Origin of the sequence: Aliikangiella coralliicola, assembly GCF_007004725.1 — a bacterium.
In the GTDB taxonomy this organism is placed as follows: Bacteria; Pseudomonadota; Gammaproteobacteria; order Enterobacterales; family Kangiellaceae; genus Aliikangiella; species Aliikangiella coralliicola.
The window spans coordinates 1-17408 of the sequence record NZ_ML660163.1 but is presented as its reverse complement, the minus strand read 5'-3'; the positions used below and the strand labels follow the sequence as shown (position 1 = coordinate 17408).

Sequence of the window (17408 nt, the reverse complement as noted above, 5' to 3'; positions counted from 1 at the left end):
TACTATCAAGAAGGAACTTAATATGTTCAATAAAATAATCTCCAGTATATCTATCACCGTACTCGTTTTTGCGATGCTTAGCGGTCACAGTCATGCGCAGAAGAAACCTCAAAACCCTTTGGTCAAACCGCGTGACTTTTCGAGCTTTCCAGATTTTGGCTACATGGTTTCTGTTGCTGACTATGAAGAAATGTATTCGGATCATCCTGTGTTCAAATTAAAAACAAACTATCCTCGAAAGCTGCCCAAGCGGAGTAGTTTGCCGAAAGCTTTGAAAATCGATTTTGTCAAAGATTGGGAAAAGTATATGGATAGCGTTAAGCAATATTGCTTCGCTGGTAATATTCCCGAATGGAACCCCCATAAGAATAAGCAACGCAACTGGTATCACATTCCCTGGTTGCACCCCAGTTCTCCGACTTTTCCACCTAACGGTGGAACCGAAGGTTTTCATGGCTTAATTAAAGAAGCGCCGGTTGGTTCCTATCAATTGCATCATACGCAAACCAATAATTATCAAATATATGCGATTACACTTATTAATGAATATGCCGGTTATACCATGGGTAAAATGTGGAAGGATAAAAATAACCCAGACCCCGGCGCGACCGATCATCGTTATGGCGGTGGATTTCCAGAAGGTACCATTTTTTGCAAATTGTTATTCGCGGATGTTCAACCGGATGATAACAGCGTTCCCTATTTAGAAAATCCCATTCAATGGCAAGGCTACATCACCGAAAGTTGGAATTCTCCAACACGAGCTGTTCGGTATTTAAGACTATTACAAATGGATATTATGGTCAGAGATAAGCGGGCGGATAAATGGATGGGGTGGGTGCTAGGAACCTATGCCTATAACGGTAAGCTCAATAAGCGTCACTGCAAAGACAAAGAAAAAGACACTAAGTGTCGGTTTAAAAACCTGGTTCCGCTAGGGTTGCAATGGGGTGATGATCCCGATGTAACCGATAATATTATCAATGCTTATCCCTATACAAAAACCAAGACAAATCCTAAGCTCAAGCAAACTGTGATTAATCCCTCGCCTGATTTACCGCCGCAGCATTTAGGTTGGGGAATGCGTTTGAACGGACCAGCTGATCTTAATACTTCGTCGTGCATGTCCTGTCACACTGCATCGCAATTTCCGGCAATAACGCCTTTAGTACCGCCTGATGCGACCATTGCTAATGGTTTCGCGCCTCCGCCTAATGGCGGCAATGCTGCCTGGATGAAGTATTTCATTAATATTCCGGCTGCTACTTCGTCTGACCCAAGAGCTTTTTCCACTGACTTTTCGTTGCAAGTTGCGATGAGCTTACAGAACTTCGCTGATGCTAAAACGAAAAATGATGAGGGGTATTGGGCGGTTGAATTTGGAACCGGTCGAAAACCGGTAAGTCGAGCACAACAAGATTGATAAGTAACTTGAGTTATTATCCAGAATTCAAGTTAAGTAGAATTGATGGGCAATAATCTGAAAAAATGGCGGTGATGTCAACTTCACCGCCTATTTTGAAAGGCATTATTATATTTTATTTATCCCTGTTGTTTTTGTTTATCGATTAATCCCTAAAAGCAATAGCTGTCGTGTTTTACCTTTAGTCACTGGCGTTGATTGCGACGATTAACTGATTAAGAGGGATCCTCAGTTCTTCATAGTTAACTGGATTAAACTCTTCGTAGTTTTGCAAAAAATAAACACAGCAAGTTTGTAACTTTTTTGCTGACTTACCGATATCGCCATAGCCTACGTTATTTGCGATCCCAACAATATTATGAGCAATTGTTTTTATCTCAAGAAGAACTTCTTGCATCTCGCTTTTATTGTGAATATGAAGTTTAGACTTGAGTTTGTTTAGCCGAATTTCTTTTTCGATAAGCCCTGTCTTAAATTGGCGCCTGATTTTTGCCAGTTTGTCGGCGTACTCAGGATTTTTAAGTAACACACTTTTCATTAGAATACCTAGCCATTCATGGTAACAGTTCTTGTGTCGTGGTTTGTAACTAACAGACAAAATAACCAGTTTTCTCAGTGATTAGCTCGTTTTACTTCCTTACAAAATATTTAGCTTATTATTGTTAGTCGGTTTAATCTCTTTCTCGATGTTGTTAGTATGCCTAATTCCGCTTGTGAATGAAATTGGTAAAACTACCTGACATTTGTTATCGATATCAGTAAAAATACGTAGTCATATAGCTTTGTTGTGTTTGATAAACTGACTCATTAGCTCTGTGAGATTTGCCGCATCAAATTTATGTAGTATATTAAGCCGGTGAGTCTCAATGGTTCGCTTGCTGATAAAAAGCTGACTTTCTATTTCTTTATTGGTTACGCCACTTAACAAAAGATCAAAAATTTGTTTTTCTCGCTCAGTCAACAACCCAATTTTTCTGTTAAGTTCTAAAAGTTCGGAGTATTGTTGATACTGATTGCTTGCATGCTCAATGGCATTGTGCAAAATCTTAATAAAACTTTCTGCGTCAATCGGTTTTTCAACAAAGTCATAAGCGCCTTGTTTGAGTGCTTTTTTTACCATTGACACATTGGCAAATCCTGTCAGAAATACTACCGAGGGGAGATACTCCCAATCCTTCATTTTATCCAATAATTCAAGACCGGTGAGATCGGGCATTATGACGTCTGAAATCACCACTGAAGGGTGAAGGCTATCATAGTTTTTTAGGAACTCTAATGCACTGAGATAAATTTCTGTGGGGTAGTTTAGTGAGTCTACCAATAACTTGGTATAGTCCGCGTGTGTTTGTTCATCGTCGATAATATATATAGACAAATCCTTCATTTTTTACTTCCTGAAACAATCCAAAAGGAAAGGTTAATCCTTTATACTCAATATATACTATAGTGTATAAATCTAGGCAGTCAAAAAAATGAAATGATTTTAGCAATCGTTAAAATATTTTGACTTTCTTGTTACTATAGAAAATCTCATTAATATTCTATCTTATTCTATCTTATCACGACAACTTGATGTTGCCGGTGTTATCTGTTGGCAACTTTTAATTGTGATGTATGGGAAAATCTATTTTAAAAACAGCGCCATATGCCTCTTCTTTATCCAGCTTTATTGTTCCGTCAAGAGATTGAGTCACTAAGTTGTATACAATGTGCATACCTAAACCACTACCGCCTTTTCCTCGGCGGGTCGTGAAAAATGGTTCAAATATCTTTTTCCGAGCGTGGGCCGGAACCCCTGAACCGTTGTCTTTATACATTATTTCGACTCTATCGCCAGACTTAGATACATCGATAGTGATTTTTCCACAATCAATATTTTCGAAGCCGTGTATTAAAGAATTGATAATCAGGTTGGTTAATATTTGTGAAAGTGCGCCGGGATTGGTCGAACACTCTAAGTTTGAGGGGCATATTAGGTTAACTTCGTGTGAGGTTTTTCTTAACTTTGGATGCAAGCTCTGAAGGACCTGGTCAATATAGCTTTTCATATTTATCTGGCGAAAGTCTTCATGAGTTCTATCTACGGCCACTTGTTTAAAACTTTTAACCAAATCGACCGCTCTATCAAGGTTTGACTTCAACATTGTACAAGACTCAGAGGATGTACTAATAAAGTTTTTAAAAGCGGTTTCCGTCAATTTCCCTTGCTGATAAAAAGTCGCTAGATTTTTACATTCATGCTGCAAAAATGTAATTGCGGTTACACCAACGCCAAGAGGTGTATTGACTTCATGGGCGATACCAGCAACCAGGTTGCCGAGTGACGCCATTTTTTCCGACTCAATCAGTTGCTCCTGAGTTTTCTCCAAATTGGTTATGGTTTTTTTTAGTTCACAATTGGTGTCTTTAAGCTCTCTGGTCCTTATTTCGACGATTCGCTCCAGGTTGGCATTCAAGTTCTCCATGGCTTCTCTGGCGCTAACTTTCTCTTCCAGGGAAGAATAAATTTGCTTCAGGATTATCCTGACAACAAGAAGTAGAACAACAGAAAGGGATAAAACTATTACTAATAGTATATTGGTTTCATTGTAATTTTCTTTTCTTTTTTTCTCTAAAAGTGCTCTGTAGGAGCGCTTGTGAAGTTTCATTAATTGCTCAGACCTATTCAACAACTCTTCAAAAAGTGGGACTATCTTTTTTGAGTTTGATTTCGCCATCACTTTAAAATTTTTTTCAAAGCGTAAATAACTTTCCTTTAATCTCGAGGTGGCAGGAGAGAAAGCTGGGTCATTAAACTTTCTGTTAGTCAAACTTATCAAGTTTACTACTTTCTTTATTTCGTATTGAATATTTTCTAACTTTTCTATCGAGCCAAAATGTGTGGGTTTGAGACTAGAATGTTTTTTTTCGTCATGATGAGATGAAAGCGTATCAGCTTTTGCGTTGACAATAATCTCGACTAAACTTCTAGCGTAAAGCTCTGTAGCTATGTGATATTCCGCTATTTTTGTCTCTGCTTTTCTATCAATATTGTCAAAAAGTAGAATGAGGGCTGCCACAGAGAGACCAAAAATTGCCAGTAGAAAAATCAAAAGGTAGACGCTTTTGACGATTTTTTCCTTTTGTAGTACTGCCCTCATTAAACAGATCCTTTCCGTTCTATCTGTTAAAACCATTCATGACTTTTTTTAGAGAGTCAAAGTCGTGATTGCTGATGGGAATAAAGTATTTCGCGTCCATTGATTTTAATATACTTTGCTGCCTTTCTTGATATAGTGAGAGCTCAAGAAAAGCATCTTCAATCATCGCTTTTTGTTTCTCGTCAAATTCAGGTTGAATCGCCCAAACATGAGCAAAGAAGCGCGGGGTTTTCCAAAGAATGGCTACTTTGTCTGTGTCTATATCACCATTGCTCAGCATTCTTTCGACAGTCTTTGAGTTTAATACGCCGGCATCGACGGTGCCATCTTGTACAAGAAGTGCTGTTTTATCATGGGTTCCTGAATAGATAATTTTATCGAAGTGAGCTTCTGGATTAAGCCCTTTTTGATTGAGAAAAAACCTGGGCATAAAATGCCCGGAAGTCGATAATCTTGAACCAAAACTAAAGGACTTTTCCTTTAAGTCAAGCAGACTATTAATATTACTTTTTTTATTAATGATAAAGGTACTGGTGAATCTGGTATCAATATCTCTGGACACCAGTGGAATGGCGCCAGCTCTTTCATTGACAATGACAAAAGACACGCCACCAAAATAACCCAGATCAATCTTCTTTTGAACAAATAGGTCGATAAGCTCGGTATAAGAATTGACCTTCACAAGCTCGAACCTGGCGTCAGTTTTCAGTTCGAGATAATCAAGTAGTTGATCGAACTTTATTCTAGTTTTGACTCCACTGTGACTAGGTTCAACGGCAACTCTTATAACTTTCTTTTCGGCTTCAACGATTTGTTGGTTCGAGTCGGAGCATCCAATTAAAACGAATATCGAAGCCCAAACCAACAGGCTAACTTTGAAGTTGTAGTTAATCGTCATCGCTTTTCACCTCATGAAACAGAGTGGGAATGGCTATCAATCAAGCTAGTGGGGTAATTAGCAATCAAATCGCTAATCAAATGATGGTTAACGGGAGGGCTGCATAAGAAGCCTTGGTAGATATCACAATGTCGCTGTTTTAGATATCCGAGTTGTGGCGAAGATTCGACACCTTCCGCAACGACTTCCATGTCCATTGAATGAGCCAGGGTAATTATCGCGTTAGCAATAGCTGCATCATCTTGATCATTCATAATATCTTTGATAAATGCCCGATCTATTTTAAGCGTATCAAAAGGCAATCTTTTTAAGTAATTCATTGAGGAATAGCCTGTGCCGAAGTCGTCAATTGACAGCTTAATACCCAGATCGTGCAATTCGTGAAATGTATTTGAGGTATCTTTGATGTGCTCGATCAATAAGTTTTCAGTCAGTTCTAATTCCAGTTTGTTAGCGGAAAATCCGGTTTCATTCAAGACAGTTTCTATCTGTTTGACAAAACCGGGAACTTGAAGTTGTCGAATTGAAATATTAACGGCGACTTTTAAATTCAGGTTTTCAGCTTCCCAGGCGACTCCCTGCCTGCAGGATTCTCGGATAACCCACTCTCCAACTCCTGTAATCATTCCGGTATCTTCTAACACAGGAATGAATTCAAATGGCGATACTATATTTGCCTGATCGTCCCTCCAACGTAACAGTGACTCGACACCGGTCACCTTATTGGTTGCAATATCGACTTGAGGTTGATAACACAAAAAGAATTGCTCTTTTTCCAGCGCCCTCCGCAAACCAACTTCCATCGTGAGCCTTCTTTTTGCTTTTTTCTCATCCTTGTCGGTATAAAATTGATAATTATTTTTTCCTTTTGATTTAGCCTGGTACATAGCGACGTCTGCTTTTTTGATAAGCGTATTAACATCCTCACCATCCTGTGGCGAAGTGCTTATGCCAATGCTGATAGTCACGAACAGTTCTTGCTCGCCGATGTAGTAGGGTTTGCTCAGGTTATCAAGTAGCTTTTCTGCGATTGGTGCAATATCTGTTCTCCGGCTAATGTCGCTTAAGAGTATCGCGAACTCGTCACCACCAAGACGCGACACAGTATCTCCGGACCTAACGTTTTGTTCGAGGCGCCGCGAAATTTCGCGCAGAAGATTATCACCGGTATCATGCCCCAACGAATCATTGATGATCTTGAAACGGTCGACATCTAAAAATAGAACAGCAATTATTCTTTGTTGCCATTCTAGTCTCGTAATAGCTTGGTTAAGGCGGTCTCTAAATAAAGTCCTGTTAGGCAAATCGGTGAGTGTGTCATTGTGAGCCAGATATTGAAGCTTTTCCATTGCCTCCATTCGTTCAGAAATGTCCTTGCCTGTTGAGATGAAATGCGTAATTTTTCCTTCTGCATTTACCTGCGGCGTAATTGTTTTCTCTTCGTAGAAATAACTTCCATCTTTTTTCCTGCTGATCATCACATTGCTGAACACATCTCCTCTTCGAATGGTTCTCCACATGCGTCTATAAAAGCCGTCGCTTTGCTTATCAGATTTGAGCAGAACTATATTTTGATTGATTACTTCTTCTTCGTTATATCCAGTCATTTTGGAAAAGGAGGGGTTAACGTACTCAATCGTTCCTTTTTTGTCACAAATAATCACAGCTTCTGCAATTTGCTTTATCGCGCCTGACAGCTTTCTCATCTGTTCATCGGCAAGCGTTGTTTCGGTGATGTCCTGTACCGTCCCGGTGAGTTTTTTTACCTGCTTATCAGCAGATAACTCAATTTTACCCCGTTGCTTTATTATTTTCTTTCCGCCGTTTGGACAAATTATTTCATGTTCAAACTCATAGCTTTTTTTACCGCTCGACAACCGTCTTAAGGCTGCTTTTATTTGTGCCCTTGCATCTTCGGGAATTACTCTGAATATGTGTTTTATATTGGTTTTTTCCGGTGGTGTTTTCACCGAAAATATTTCTAACGATTGAGCTGACCAGAATAGTTCACCCTGAGCCGGACGCCATTCCCAGTGGCCTATCTTGGCAATTTTCTGAGCTTCGGCTAGTCGGTCCTGACTGATGGCTAAGTCGCGATTGGTTTTTTCGTGAAAATAAACGGCCTTTTTTAAGTCCTTGTTAATCGCCATGATTTTTCGAGTTCGTTCCTCAACTCTTTTTTCCAGATAATTTTTGGAACCGACCAATGTCTCAATAGTTTGCAAGTCTTGATACGATCTTAAAGCGGTAATGAGCGTAGTGTTTAGTCGTTCCGATGTTAACTCTGTTTTATCCTTGTAATCATTGATATCGTAATCTGAAATTATTTTATTTTCGGGAAATTGCCCCGGTTGTCCAGTTCGTAGAATAATTCTGACAAATCGATTGCCAAGCTTTTTTCTGACGAAGTCGACGACATCAAATCCTGCTTCGTCATTTTCCATCACTACATCGAGTAGTAGAACTGCTGTGTCAGGATGTTTTTTGATCAGCTGCTTGGCTTCTTTAGCAGAATAACCGTCGATAAAAGTAAGTGGCGCACCATTAAATTGAAAGTTTTCTAACACCAGGTGAGTGAGTTGGTGAACGAGTTCATCGTCATCGATAATCATCACTTTCCAGGGTTCTTTTTTTAGCTGGTGAGTGGAATGATTGTCGGATTTATTCGATTCCTTTTCGCCAGAAAATACAAATAGACTCGGTTTTTTGGCATTGTCTTTCATCTTACTTTCCTTCGCCATAATGCCTACCACTTTGTTACCGATAAGCGCGTTGACCTTAATAGTAGAGAATTGGAAAGCCGATTGAAATCCGTTGAAATACCCCGTGTAAGTAATATTTCTACGTAGTTCTACGTACTAGGTATTTACAGTTATTACTGAAAAATGGAGAACAGAATGCTTCGAAGAAACACTGGAAAGTGCGAGAAAAATCCAATGAAAGAGCTTATGTCGGTTTGAGGAATGAGCTACTTTTTTTCTGCTCGTAATTTACTTATTGTACGACTAAGATCAAACTTTCCATGCCCATAGTGCGAGTCAACTCCAGGTTCTCCTAAGTCGTCAGCGGTCTCTAAAAGTGAGTTTGTAATTTTTTCATTGGAGATCTCTGGAAACATCATTAATAGTCGTGCGATTGCTGCACCCACAAAAGCTACGGCATATGAAGTTCCATTAACACGCTGATAACTGGTTGGCGTAAAAGGAACGGCGACTGTAAGGTCTTTACCAGGCGCCATAATTGTTGGCAATGTTCGATTTTCAGCGCATTGGCTAAGGCCAAAGCTGGATGTTTCTAGTCGCCGGCCGTTTTCTTCAATAGCACCCACCGATAATAGCGGGACTGAGTTTCCAAAAGGATTCAAGTTCGCAGGAGAATAATTTGTTTCCTGAGATTTTCCATAATTTCCTACCGCAAATACTGGAACGGTATTGGCCAACCACAAAACTTGAATTGGGTAGTTCCATTCGTTTTTGCAGCCAGGTGTTGAGGCGAGCCAGGCGTTCACAAGCACGTCTACTTTTGGTTGTAGAAAAATCCAGTTCATACATTGTAAAGTAGTCAAAAATTTATATTTACCGCCAGGCAAGCCGTTACATGATAGGTAATTCGCGTCAGGCAATAAGCCAGGTTGTTGTCCATTAACGCCTTTAGCCGCTAGCAAGCTTAAAATTCCAGTTCCGTGTCCTAACCCTGTGTCTTTTATCGAGTAATCATTGTCCAAAGGGTTAAATTGAGTGATTGAAATTGAGTTTAATTGCTCATGCTTTGTGCTAACCCCTGAATCGATTACAGCTATGGTCAGCGCGGGAGACTTTTGCTGACCGTCCGCATTTATTTTTGTGTCATGTGTACTGATATTGTTTTCGAGATTATTACCAGAAAGGGCGTTGCCAATTTTTGTAAAACTAAAAATCGCCGAGTTGTTCAACGCAATATATTTAATGCTTTTTATTGACCGTTTTTTTTCTAAAAGTTTTTTATTGATGTAATTATTCACAGAATTTTTATTAAGTTGTAATGCCAATCTTTGTACAAGTTGCCGAGCTTCAACTTTACTTAGATGATGATTTTCAAAAATCTCTTGAAGAGAATTTTGATTAATCTCTTGATCAAATTCTACATACCATTGCTGAGTGTTTGTCTTTTCAATGTGAGTGTTTGCTTTTTTTCTAATAAGCGAGTCTATTGGAATGCATTTCTTAATTATCGATGAACAGAATTCATTTTTCTGATTATTAAAATGAGTGTTCGCGTATAGTTTTGTTGCTAAAGCAAAACCTAAAGTCGCGATATAAAAAAGAGATTTTATAATTGTTTTGAAGAGTCTTATCTCCATTGGAGATTGGTGATTTGAAGCACGAAAGTTATTTGTATCATTTTTGGATGTTGTTGTCATGTGATCTTTTATTTTTTTAGATTGGCTTCATCTTTCTAAATTAGTTTCATCTAATCTAATGTGAATATTACCTAGCTACAAGTAAAACTCTGTGCTAATTTTTTTAGCGTTCCAAGTCGGTATTAGTTGTGTTCGCAGTTAGCAAACTCGCAGTTTCAGCTATTCACTTCTCGACAATTCTGTATGGAACTGATGCCATGTCGCAGTTTTAATTAGTCGCTTTTAATTTGAGCTTCGGTGCGGTCTTTTCTTTAACACAATTTGCAATGTGAGGAATGTATCTTGAACTTTCTGTTCAAGGTAAGTATTTCGATAGGAGATTGATAATGTCAAGAATGAAAAAAAAATTAGTCAAAATATTTGCTTTGGCTTTTGTTATTTTGGCTTCTGGCTGCGGTTATTCCGACTATCCCGGCCATCCAGGACATAAGACGGAACACGAAGCCTATGTTCCTTCTTTGAATGCAGTTATTTCTGGTTTCGGTGATTACGACGGCACCTATGTTTATTCTGTGAAATACAGTAATAGAGACTGGATGAAAAGCAGCTTTAAATTTAAATCAACGATTACCAGTTACAAAAATGTTGTACCAAGTTCTTTACCTCATCGCCCTGATATCATTCCAGACGCTGATACTTTCCATCGCGCAACTGGGTTTTCCGGCGGAGACTTCCGTAGACACTGGATTGCGGTTGACGAAGATCCTAACACCAATGGATTTTTAGATAACTTCCTTAGAACACAACCTCTTGATGATGATGGCAACTGGATTGAGCCTGGCCTGATTTTAGCCATGACAGCGCCTGCACAAGAAATTGATAGCATGGACTGGGATCTTCAGTCTTCAGTAAAAAGTGCTTCTGAATTACTGACCACATTAATCAGTAACGGCGGAAAAGTGAGTGAGTTAACTTTAACGGTTAATGCGATAGAGCTTGATGGAAAAAGCCATGCAGTTGACGGATTCGATCTTGGATTCAAAACTAATGGTGTAGGATTTAATGAAATTGTAGTTAAAAATCAGAAAGCAACTAAAAGTGTCATCGAGGCCATCCTTAATAACACTGAGAACCTTACTGAAACTGATTTGAAACTTCACTTTAGCAATGGAATGGTCATCCCATTACCAAAGAGCACGAAGATTATGTTTAATCACTCTGTTCTTTCGAAGTTCGCGAAATAATCGGATAAGTTAACCAAGGAGAATATTAAACATGAAATTTAAAGCAAATAAAACACTTGTTGCTAGTATGGTTTTTGCTGCGCTGTCTTCTGCCAGCACTATAGCTTATTCGGCCGATACTATTGATGTCATTGTTAAACTTAAAAACGAACAAATGCCTTTCTCTGTGAGTGCTAACAGAAGTCTTAATGCACAAAGCATGAGTACTCAACGGCTACATCAAATGCAGGGTGAAAACAGAAAAAGAGCGGTGCAATCTTTCGTTAGCAATAAAAAGATTACGCCAAAACACATTTATAACAATGTTTATCACGGCTTTTCTGCGACTGTAACACAAGAGCAGTTTGAAGCGTTGCAAAATGATAGTCAGGTTGAAGGGGTATATAAAGATGAGATTTATACCATTTTCGATCCTGGTCTTTATCAGAGCAACAAAAAGAAACATAAAATAAAGGATTTGAAAACTACCAAGAAGAAGAGAAAACTAATCGACTGGCCACAAGTTGTTCCTCAAGGGCCGATTGATTCAGGTGCTGCTTCTTCAGCTTATCGTGGCGCTGATCAACACGTTTATGTATTGGACACAGGTGTTGATGTTCGTCAAAAAGATATTAAGGACAATCTTGGTTTAGGTTATGCGCCGGAGTTTTGTAACTGGCCATCAAACAAAAAACTATGTCCAATGCCGTTCTCTGATGACAATGGTCACGGAACTCACGTTTCCGGTACTGTAGCTGCTGGCGATAACGCGATTAATGCATTAGGTATGGCACCTGAAGCGATTGTTCACCCTGTTAAGGTTTGTACCTATGCGGGTAGTTGTCCTGGTTCTTCAATATTGGCCGGTTTAAACTGGGCAGTATTTGATATGTTGGGACGCGGCGAGCCTGCAGTGGCAAACTTGAGTTTGGGTGGCCCAACTTCACTTGATCCAGGTGATTGTACTGATACTGGTTATGTCGGTGACAACTTTGTTGCTGAGTCATACTGTAACGCTGCTCATCAAGGAATGGTTGTTGTAGTTGCTGCGGGTAATAGTTCTGATGACGCTGCCGGTTATTCACCTGCGGGCTTCAACTCGACTATCACAGTAAGCTCTTACACTACCTATGATGATTCTACTGGCGAAGCGGTTTTCACCAACTTCAGTAACTATGGTGATGGACCTAATACTTGGGGCGACAAAAAATCTGGCGCAATTACCATTGCAGCACCAGGTGACACTATCGTCTCACTAAATCGTACTCATGCGAACTTGCTGCTTAGCGGTACTTCTATGGCATCTCCTGCCGTTGCCGGTGCAGCTGCGTTAGTGATGGAAAAGCATCCTCAGTCGCTCGACTTTTCTGCTTTCCAAAATGTCCGTCAAATGTTAGTTGATAATGCGATTACACCAGCATTTTATTCAACTGAGCCTGATAACGATGGCAACCCTCTTAACTTCCCTCACGAAGAAGGAATTTTGAGTTTGCGTTTTCTTGACGAATAAATCGTTAACTGGTTGGCAAAGGCGTTACCGAGAGGTAGCGCCTTTTTTCAATGTAATTTAATTTTTTGACCGAAAGCACGACGAGGTTTTCCCAATAATCTTTTTGGTGAAGACCAATTTTAAAAAGAGTTTAAAAGCATTTTCGACAGATAGTTAATAACAAACGAACTGGATTCTAAACAAGAGTAACCCCCAGAAGCTCTGTTGGTTTCTAGTATCGATAAAAAATACAACTGACGAAAATTTTATTTTAAAAAGTTTCTAGTTGTTCTCATTCTTTATTTGGGTTGTTTACGATGTGGCTGTTTTTGATTAGTTCAAAGCAGTTTCCTTGTGCAGGCAGCTTTATTGAGTGTGAGATTGGAAAAGAGGAGTAGTAAAAAAACTGTAAATAAAATTCACATATATAAAAATAGGAGGGTTAAAATGAAACAAAAAATAACAGCAACACTAAAAACTACAGGTAAATTTTTAGTCGCTTTATTCAGTTTGTTTTGTTTAAACGCAGTAGGTAATCAATCTAGCCAGAAAGATGCATCTGAATCAGAGGCATTAAAATTATTAAAATCGGCTAGTACTTCAACACTGGTCAAAAACGCCTTTAAAAAGGGTCACGCATCACAGGTTGATGAACTTCAACCGCAAATGGTAACGGTTGCTTCGCGCGTTAAGTTTAACGCGGCCTTAAGCGATAGCGCATCGTTATCAACATTAAATAGTAATGCTTTAGATGCTCAGGATAAACAGAAAGTTGTTATTCGAAAACCTGGCGCAAGTTTTATTAAAGTTCACTTTAGTCAATTTGAAATTCCTGCTGGAAGCTATGTCGAAGTTAAAAATAAAGCGGGTACTCAGGTTCACCGGTATGGTGGGCAAAATCCATCGAAGTTCACGCTAGACGCCAACGCAGGCGATGACGGTGTTTCCAGCTTTTCTGCATTATCAATTCTTGGTGACACTGCAATCATTGAGTATGTTAAAGGTGCTAATGGTAATCGTCCATACAAGGTCGCTATCGATCATATTATGGAAGGTTTTCCACCTGAGACTATTGAGCTGATGATGCAACCGAACACTTGGGATAGTGTTGAGACACGTTCGACTTGTGGTGTGAATGAGCGACGTGATGTGCAATGTTGGGCGTCTTCTTATCCCACTGAGTTTGAACGCTCTCGTCCAGTTGCCAGACTATTGATCAATGGCTCTGGTCTTTGTACTGCATGGCGGGTTGGTTCGGGGAATCATATGTTCACCAACAACCACTGTGTTGAAAGTCAGTCTGAGTTGTCAAACACTGAAGTCTGGTTTAACTACCAAAACACTTCCTGTGGCGGAAGCACTTTAGAGCCAACCACGATTGTAACTGGTGATAATCTTTTCAAAACGGATTATACCCTTGACTACACATTATTCAGCGTGACTAACTTTAGCTCTATTTCCAGCTTCGGATATTTTGGGCTTGATGTGCGTGACGCAACTGCGCAAGAGCTGATGTATATTCCGCAACACGGTTCAGGCAATCCTAAAGAGTTGTCGATTGAGAGTGACGAGAATACCGGTGGCTTATGCCGAGTCGATTCTCCGTTTGCAAACGGCCGTGGCACTAATACTGATATGGGATATATGTGTGACACTATTGGTGGTAGCTCGGGCTCTCCGGTACTTGCTAGCAGCAGTAATAAAGTTATCGCACTTCATCACTTCGGTGGTTGTGAAAACCAGGGTGTGAGAATCGCTGCAATCTGGCCACAGGTTTCTAGCTATTTTGGCGGGCAAATTCCAATTGGTGACAATGAAACACCTAATGGTAATCCAACGGCTAACTTCTCATTCTCTGCGAATAATTTGGTGGTAAGTTTCACTGATTCAAGTACTGATTCTGATGGCACGATCACTGGCCATAGTTGGGATTTTGGCGATGGTAATTCGTCAACTTCTCAAAACCCAACCCACACTTATGCAAACGCTGGTAATTATTCGGTGACGCTAACGGTTACTGATAATGACGGTAATACCAATGCTAAAACACAAAGTGTTCAGGTCACTGATCCGCTGAATCCTGGTTTGTCGAAAGGGGTTCCGGTAACAAACCTGAGTGGTTCGCAAGGTGAAGTTGAGCATTTCTTTATTGATGTGCCTGCTAATTCCAGCAATCTGACTTTTGATATTAGTGGTGGTAGCGGTGATGCTGATTTATATGTGAGATTTGGCGCAGAGCCAACCACTGGTACTTATGACTGTCGACCCTACAGAAATGGTAATTCTGAAAACTGTACCTTTAGTTCGCCACAGGCTGGTCGTTACTATGTAATGTTGCGAGCTTACAGGGATTATTCTGGTGTGCAACTTGTCGCAGATTATTCAGACTCAACGGGTGGTGTTGGTTTTGAGCATGAAGATCTTTCTGGAAGTACTGGTAATTGGAAGCATTATTCGTTGGATGTTACTGCGGGAATGAGTTCGTTAACTGCGAGTATTTTCGGTGGTACTGGTGATGCTGATTTGTATGTTCGTTTCGGCGCAGAGCCGACAACCAGCAGTTATGAATGTCGTCCTTATAAATCGGGTAATACTGAGAATTGTTCAGTTGATAATCCTCAGGCGGGAACCTGGTATATTAGTGTTAGAGCCTATCGGACTTATTCGGGAGTGACTCTGCGAGGGAATGCGGAATAGGGATTTTTTTAGGGCCGGGATTCCGGCCCTTTTTGTAATGTTTGGTTTAAATCTCTTCCTTAATACGTCGATCAACAAATATTTAAGCTGATCAATAGATTTTCATTGCTCTTTCAACGCTTTTTCAAAACTTTATCTTAGTTATTTAATAGTTTATGGAGGCTGTTGGTATTTGTTGAGTCGGTGGAATAGGTTAACAAATCTAAAAATAGTGACTTTTGCTGATTTGGTTGGGTTATAGTGAGGGCTTATCTCTATTTGAGTTGGTTTGTTCGTTTGTGTCATTAACCTTTCTAAAAGAAATCGTAGGTGTATACATTTTTTTGATTTTGTAGGTTGGAGCCCAAAGCGAACTTAAAATCAGCAAGTTATCTAGACCCTTGCTTGTATAAACGATATTGCTGATTCCAAAGTAACAGACTTTCTACTCGTATTGAAGCTAGAAATGATTATTTTCCTGTTTTTTTAAGTATTAACACAATCTGAATGCTACAACCGTGTAGCACCATATTTTGCGTGATTCTAAGCCTTATTCTGGAGTGTTAAATTTGAGTTATTTTTGTGACCAACATAGAGCAAAAATTATAGAGGGGATTATATAATGAAAAAAGAGATAGCAGTTGCGGTATTCGCAGCAATTATAGCTAGCTTTATAACTTGGTTAGTTACAAAGACAGATGAAGTTGTTACAACTGTTCAACTGGAAAAAATAGGAAATGACATAAAAAATGACGAGAACTTCTTGGGTGTATTACTACGAAAATTTAATGAAGACCCAAGGTTTAAAGGAAAAGATGGTCTTGACGGGCAAGATGGAACTGACATAAAAAATCTCAAGTTAAGAAGTTATGAAGCTGTCGCTCGGAACAATAACTCAGTAACCAGTACTACGAGTATTCATTTTTATTGTGGAATAAACGAAATAATTTTTAATTTCGGTGGGGCTGGTGGGAATAAAGAATGTACAGTCAATAAGCAAAGTGCTGGTTCATGGGTAATTAGAGCCCGAGCTGAAGAGAATCAGACTCTCCATTGTCGAGTACTTTGCTTTTAGTCCTTGTTACATAAAAAACTACTCAACTATCACAACGCTGGGCAAGTAAGCATAGTGTTTCTGGTGGTGTATTGTGAAATAAGCTTGGCCCGTTATACTTTGGTTTTTGAGAGATAAATGAGATTTATCCGCAGCCAATGTGCTTTTGATTCATAATCAAAAACACATCTACAGATGTAAACTATGGGCATGTTTGTAGTTGTCGTTTATTAGCGGAGATAAACAAGATGAAGAAATTTGCAAATGAGTTCTTAGGTCTCCTATTTGCATTACTAGTTTTAAACGTCTGGTATTTTTCTTCACTTGCTGTTGAACAAGAGGTTATTCCGAAAAACTTGGAATATCTCACAAAGGCAGCAATTGGTATCATGTCTGCTTTTATAGGTGCCTATTTTGCATTTAAACTAAATAGAGATAAAGGGGAAGCTGAATTAGAGAAAGAACATGTAACAGCAATAAATACTGCCTTATTTACTATTGCAAAACAGTTTTTTTTACTTCATACCTTAAAGCAAAATCTTGATGAATTCCGAGAAGATAAATCTAGATTCATAACATGTCCTGCTATTAATTATGGAACGGTTGAACATATAGCATTAGATTATAAGTCATTAAATTTCTTAATTGAAAAGGAACCAACTTTTTTACTCGATTTGTATGTTGAGGAGGAAAGATTTCGATCAGCAATTAATCATGCAAATCGGAGACACGACATACTCGTAGAGCAAGTTCACCCAAAGTTACAAATGGAACCCGATATTAGTTTGTTTTCGACACCTGACGCTCTTGCTGACGTTGTTGGAAAACACTTGGCGTACTCGGTCTTTCATACCACGAACAGGCTGTATCATGTTGCAGACGCGGCATATTCCTCAACTTATTCAATGCAAAAAAAAATGTTTAAATTGGCTAAAAAACACTATCCGAAAAGAACTTTCGTTAAATATTCTTTAAAAGATGATAACTAAGAAAAGCTGACAGGCCGTCTGTTAGGGGCGGTAAAAACTAACAAAAAACTAACAGACATATATGGACACCTCTAATAAGTCAAGGTAATAAAATTCGTTGGCCAAATATTTTTGGCCATTTTTGTTATCTTGTCTTTAGCCTTTGCTGTTAAAACAGTCGATGGTTGGGTTTAGTTC

Annotated in this window: 12 protein-coding genes; 6 read left to right on the top strand and 6 right to left on the bottom strand. The window is 39.2% G+C overall.

Going from position 1 to position 17408, the window contains the following annotated elements:
* Nucleotides 1-22: 22 nt before the first annotated feature.
* Entirely contained in the window at nucleotides 23-1423 is a 1401-nt protein-coding gene (locus tag FLL46_RS09175) for a hypothetical protein (protein WP_142893218.1), read from the top strand.
* Nucleotides 1424-1604: 181 nt separating this feature from the next.
* Here the strand turns inward: FLL46_RS09175 and FLL46_RS09170 are convergent, their stop codons facing one another.
* From FLL46_RS09170 to FLL46_RS09145, 6 genes are all read right to left on the bottom strand, one after another.
* Nucleotides 1605-1961: a hypothetical protein gene (locus tag FLL46_RS09170; protein WP_142893217.1), complete on the bottom strand. Its 357-nt coding sequence runs from the start codon at nucleotides 1959-1961 to the stop codon at nucleotides 1605-1607.
* Between the two features lie 234 nt (nucleotides 1962-2195).
* Entirely contained in the window at nucleotides 2196-2807 is a 612-nt protein-coding gene (locus tag FLL46_RS09165; protein ID WP_142893216.1) for a response regulator transcription factor, read from the bottom strand.
* A 217-nt stretch (nucleotides 2808-3024) separates the two neighbouring features.
* The gene (locus FLL46_RS09160; protein WP_168204105.1) at nucleotides 3025-4563 is read right to left on the bottom strand and encodes a sensor histidine kinase; all 1539 of its coding nucleotides are present in this window, start codon (nucleotides 4561-4563) and stop codon (nucleotides 3025-3027) included.
* Nucleotides 4564-4582: 19 nt separating this feature from the next.
* The gene (gene phnD, locus FLL46_RS09155; RefSeq protein WP_142893214.1) at nucleotides 4583-5461 is read right to left on the bottom strand and encodes a phosphate/phosphite/phosphonate ABC transporter substrate-binding protein; all 879 of its coding nucleotides are present in this window, start codon (nucleotides 5459-5461) and stop codon (nucleotides 4583-4585) included.
* Nucleotides 5462-5472: 11 nt separating this feature from the next.
* On the bottom strand, nucleotides 5473-8184 hold the full coding sequence (locus FLL46_RS09150; RefSeq protein ID WP_168204104.1) for an EAL domain-containing protein: 2712 nt from the start codon (nucleotides 8182-8184) through the stop codon (nucleotides 5473-5475).
* Between the two features lie 245 nt (nucleotides 8185-8429).
* Nucleotides 8430-9860, bottom strand: a complete 1431-nt coding sequence (locus FLL46_RS09145; RefSeq protein WP_142893212.1) for a S8 family peptidase — start codon at nucleotides 9858-9860, stop codon at nucleotides 8430-8432.
* A 326-nt stretch (nucleotides 9861-10186) separates the two neighbouring features.
* Here FLL46_RS09145 and FLL46_RS09140 point away from each other — a divergent pair, with 326 nt between their 5' ends.
* The 5 genes from FLL46_RS09140 (at nucleotide 10187) to FLL46_RS09120 (ending at nucleotide 17231) form a co-directional block, all read left to right on the top strand.
* Nucleotides 10187-11044, top strand: coding sequence for a hypothetical protein (locus FLL46_RS09140; protein WP_142893211.1), 858 nt, complete (start codon nucleotides 10187-10189; stop codon nucleotides 11042-11044).
* A 31-nt stretch (nucleotides 11045-11075) separates the two neighbouring features.
* Entirely contained in the window at nucleotides 11076-12533 is a 1458-nt protein-coding gene (locus tag FLL46_RS09135) for a S8 family serine peptidase (protein ID WP_142893210.1), read from the top strand.
* A gap of 426 nt (nucleotides 12534-12959) precedes the next feature.
* Nucleotides 12960-15209, top strand: coding sequence for a pre-peptidase C-terminal domain-containing protein (locus tag FLL46_RS09130; RefSeq protein WP_246119292.1), 2250 nt, complete (start codon nucleotides 12960-12962; stop codon nucleotides 15207-15209).
* Nucleotides 15210-15810: 601 nt separating this feature from the next.
* Nucleotides 15811-16263 (top strand): hypothetical protein, encoded by a 453-nt coding sequence (locus tag FLL46_RS09125; protein ID WP_142893209.1) that lies wholly within the window; start codon nucleotides 15811-15813, stop codon nucleotides 16261-16263.
* Between the two features lie 227 nt (nucleotides 16264-16490).
* The gene (locus tag FLL46_RS09120; protein ID WP_142893208.1) at nucleotides 16491-17231 is read left to right on the top strand and encodes a hypothetical protein; all 741 of its coding nucleotides are present in this window, start codon (nucleotides 16491-16493) and stop codon (nucleotides 17229-17231) included.
* Nucleotides 17232-17408: the final 177 nt, after the last annotated feature.

Excerpts from the sequence above, each read along its gene's own strand:
- FLL46_RS09175 (WP_142893218.1), top strand. The coding sequence starts at position 23 with ATGTTCAATAAAATAATCTCCAGTATATCTATCACCGTACTCGTTTTT.
- FLL46_RS09170 (WP_142893217.1), bottom strand. The coding sequence starts at position 1,961 with ATGAAAAGTGTGTTACTTAAAAATCCTGAGTACGCCGACAAACTGGCA.
- FLL46_RS09165 (WP_142893216.1), bottom strand. The coding sequence starts at position 2,807 with ATGAAGGATTTGTCTATATATATTATCGACGATGAACAAACACACGCG.
- FLL46_RS09160 (WP_168204105.1), bottom strand. The coding sequence starts at position 4,563 with ATGAGGGCAGTACTACAAAAGGAAAAAATCGTCAAAAGCGTCTACCTT.
- phnD (WP_142893214.1), bottom strand. The coding sequence starts at position 5,461 with ATGACGATTAACTACAACTTCAAAGTTAGCCTGTTGGTTTGGGCTTCG.
- FLL46_RS09150 (WP_168204104.1), bottom strand. The coding sequence starts at position 8,184 with ATGAAAGACAATGCCAAAAAACCGAGTCTATTTGTATTTTCTGGCGAA.
- FLL46_RS09145 (WP_142893212.1), bottom strand. The coding sequence starts at position 9,860 with ATGACAACAACATCCAAAAATGATACAAATAACTTTCGTGCTTCAAAT.
- FLL46_RS09140 (WP_142893211.1), top strand. The coding sequence starts at position 10,187 with ATGTCAAGAATGAAAAAAAAATTAGTCAAAATATTTGCTTTGGCTTTT.
- FLL46_RS09135 (WP_142893210.1), top strand. The coding sequence starts at position 11,076 with ATGAAATTTAAAGCAAATAAAACACTTGTTGCTAGTATGGTTTTTGCT.
- FLL46_RS09130 (WP_246119292.1), top strand. The coding sequence starts at position 12,960 with ATGAAACAAAAAATAACAGCAACACTAAAAACTACAGGTAAATTTTTA.
- FLL46_RS09125 (WP_142893209.1), top strand. The coding sequence starts at position 15,811 with ATGAAAAAAGAGATAGCAGTTGCGGTATTCGCAGCAATTATAGCTAGC.
- FLL46_RS09120 (WP_142893208.1), top strand. The coding sequence starts at position 16,491 with ATGAAGAAATTTGCAAATGAGTTCTTAGGTCTCCTATTTGCATTACTA.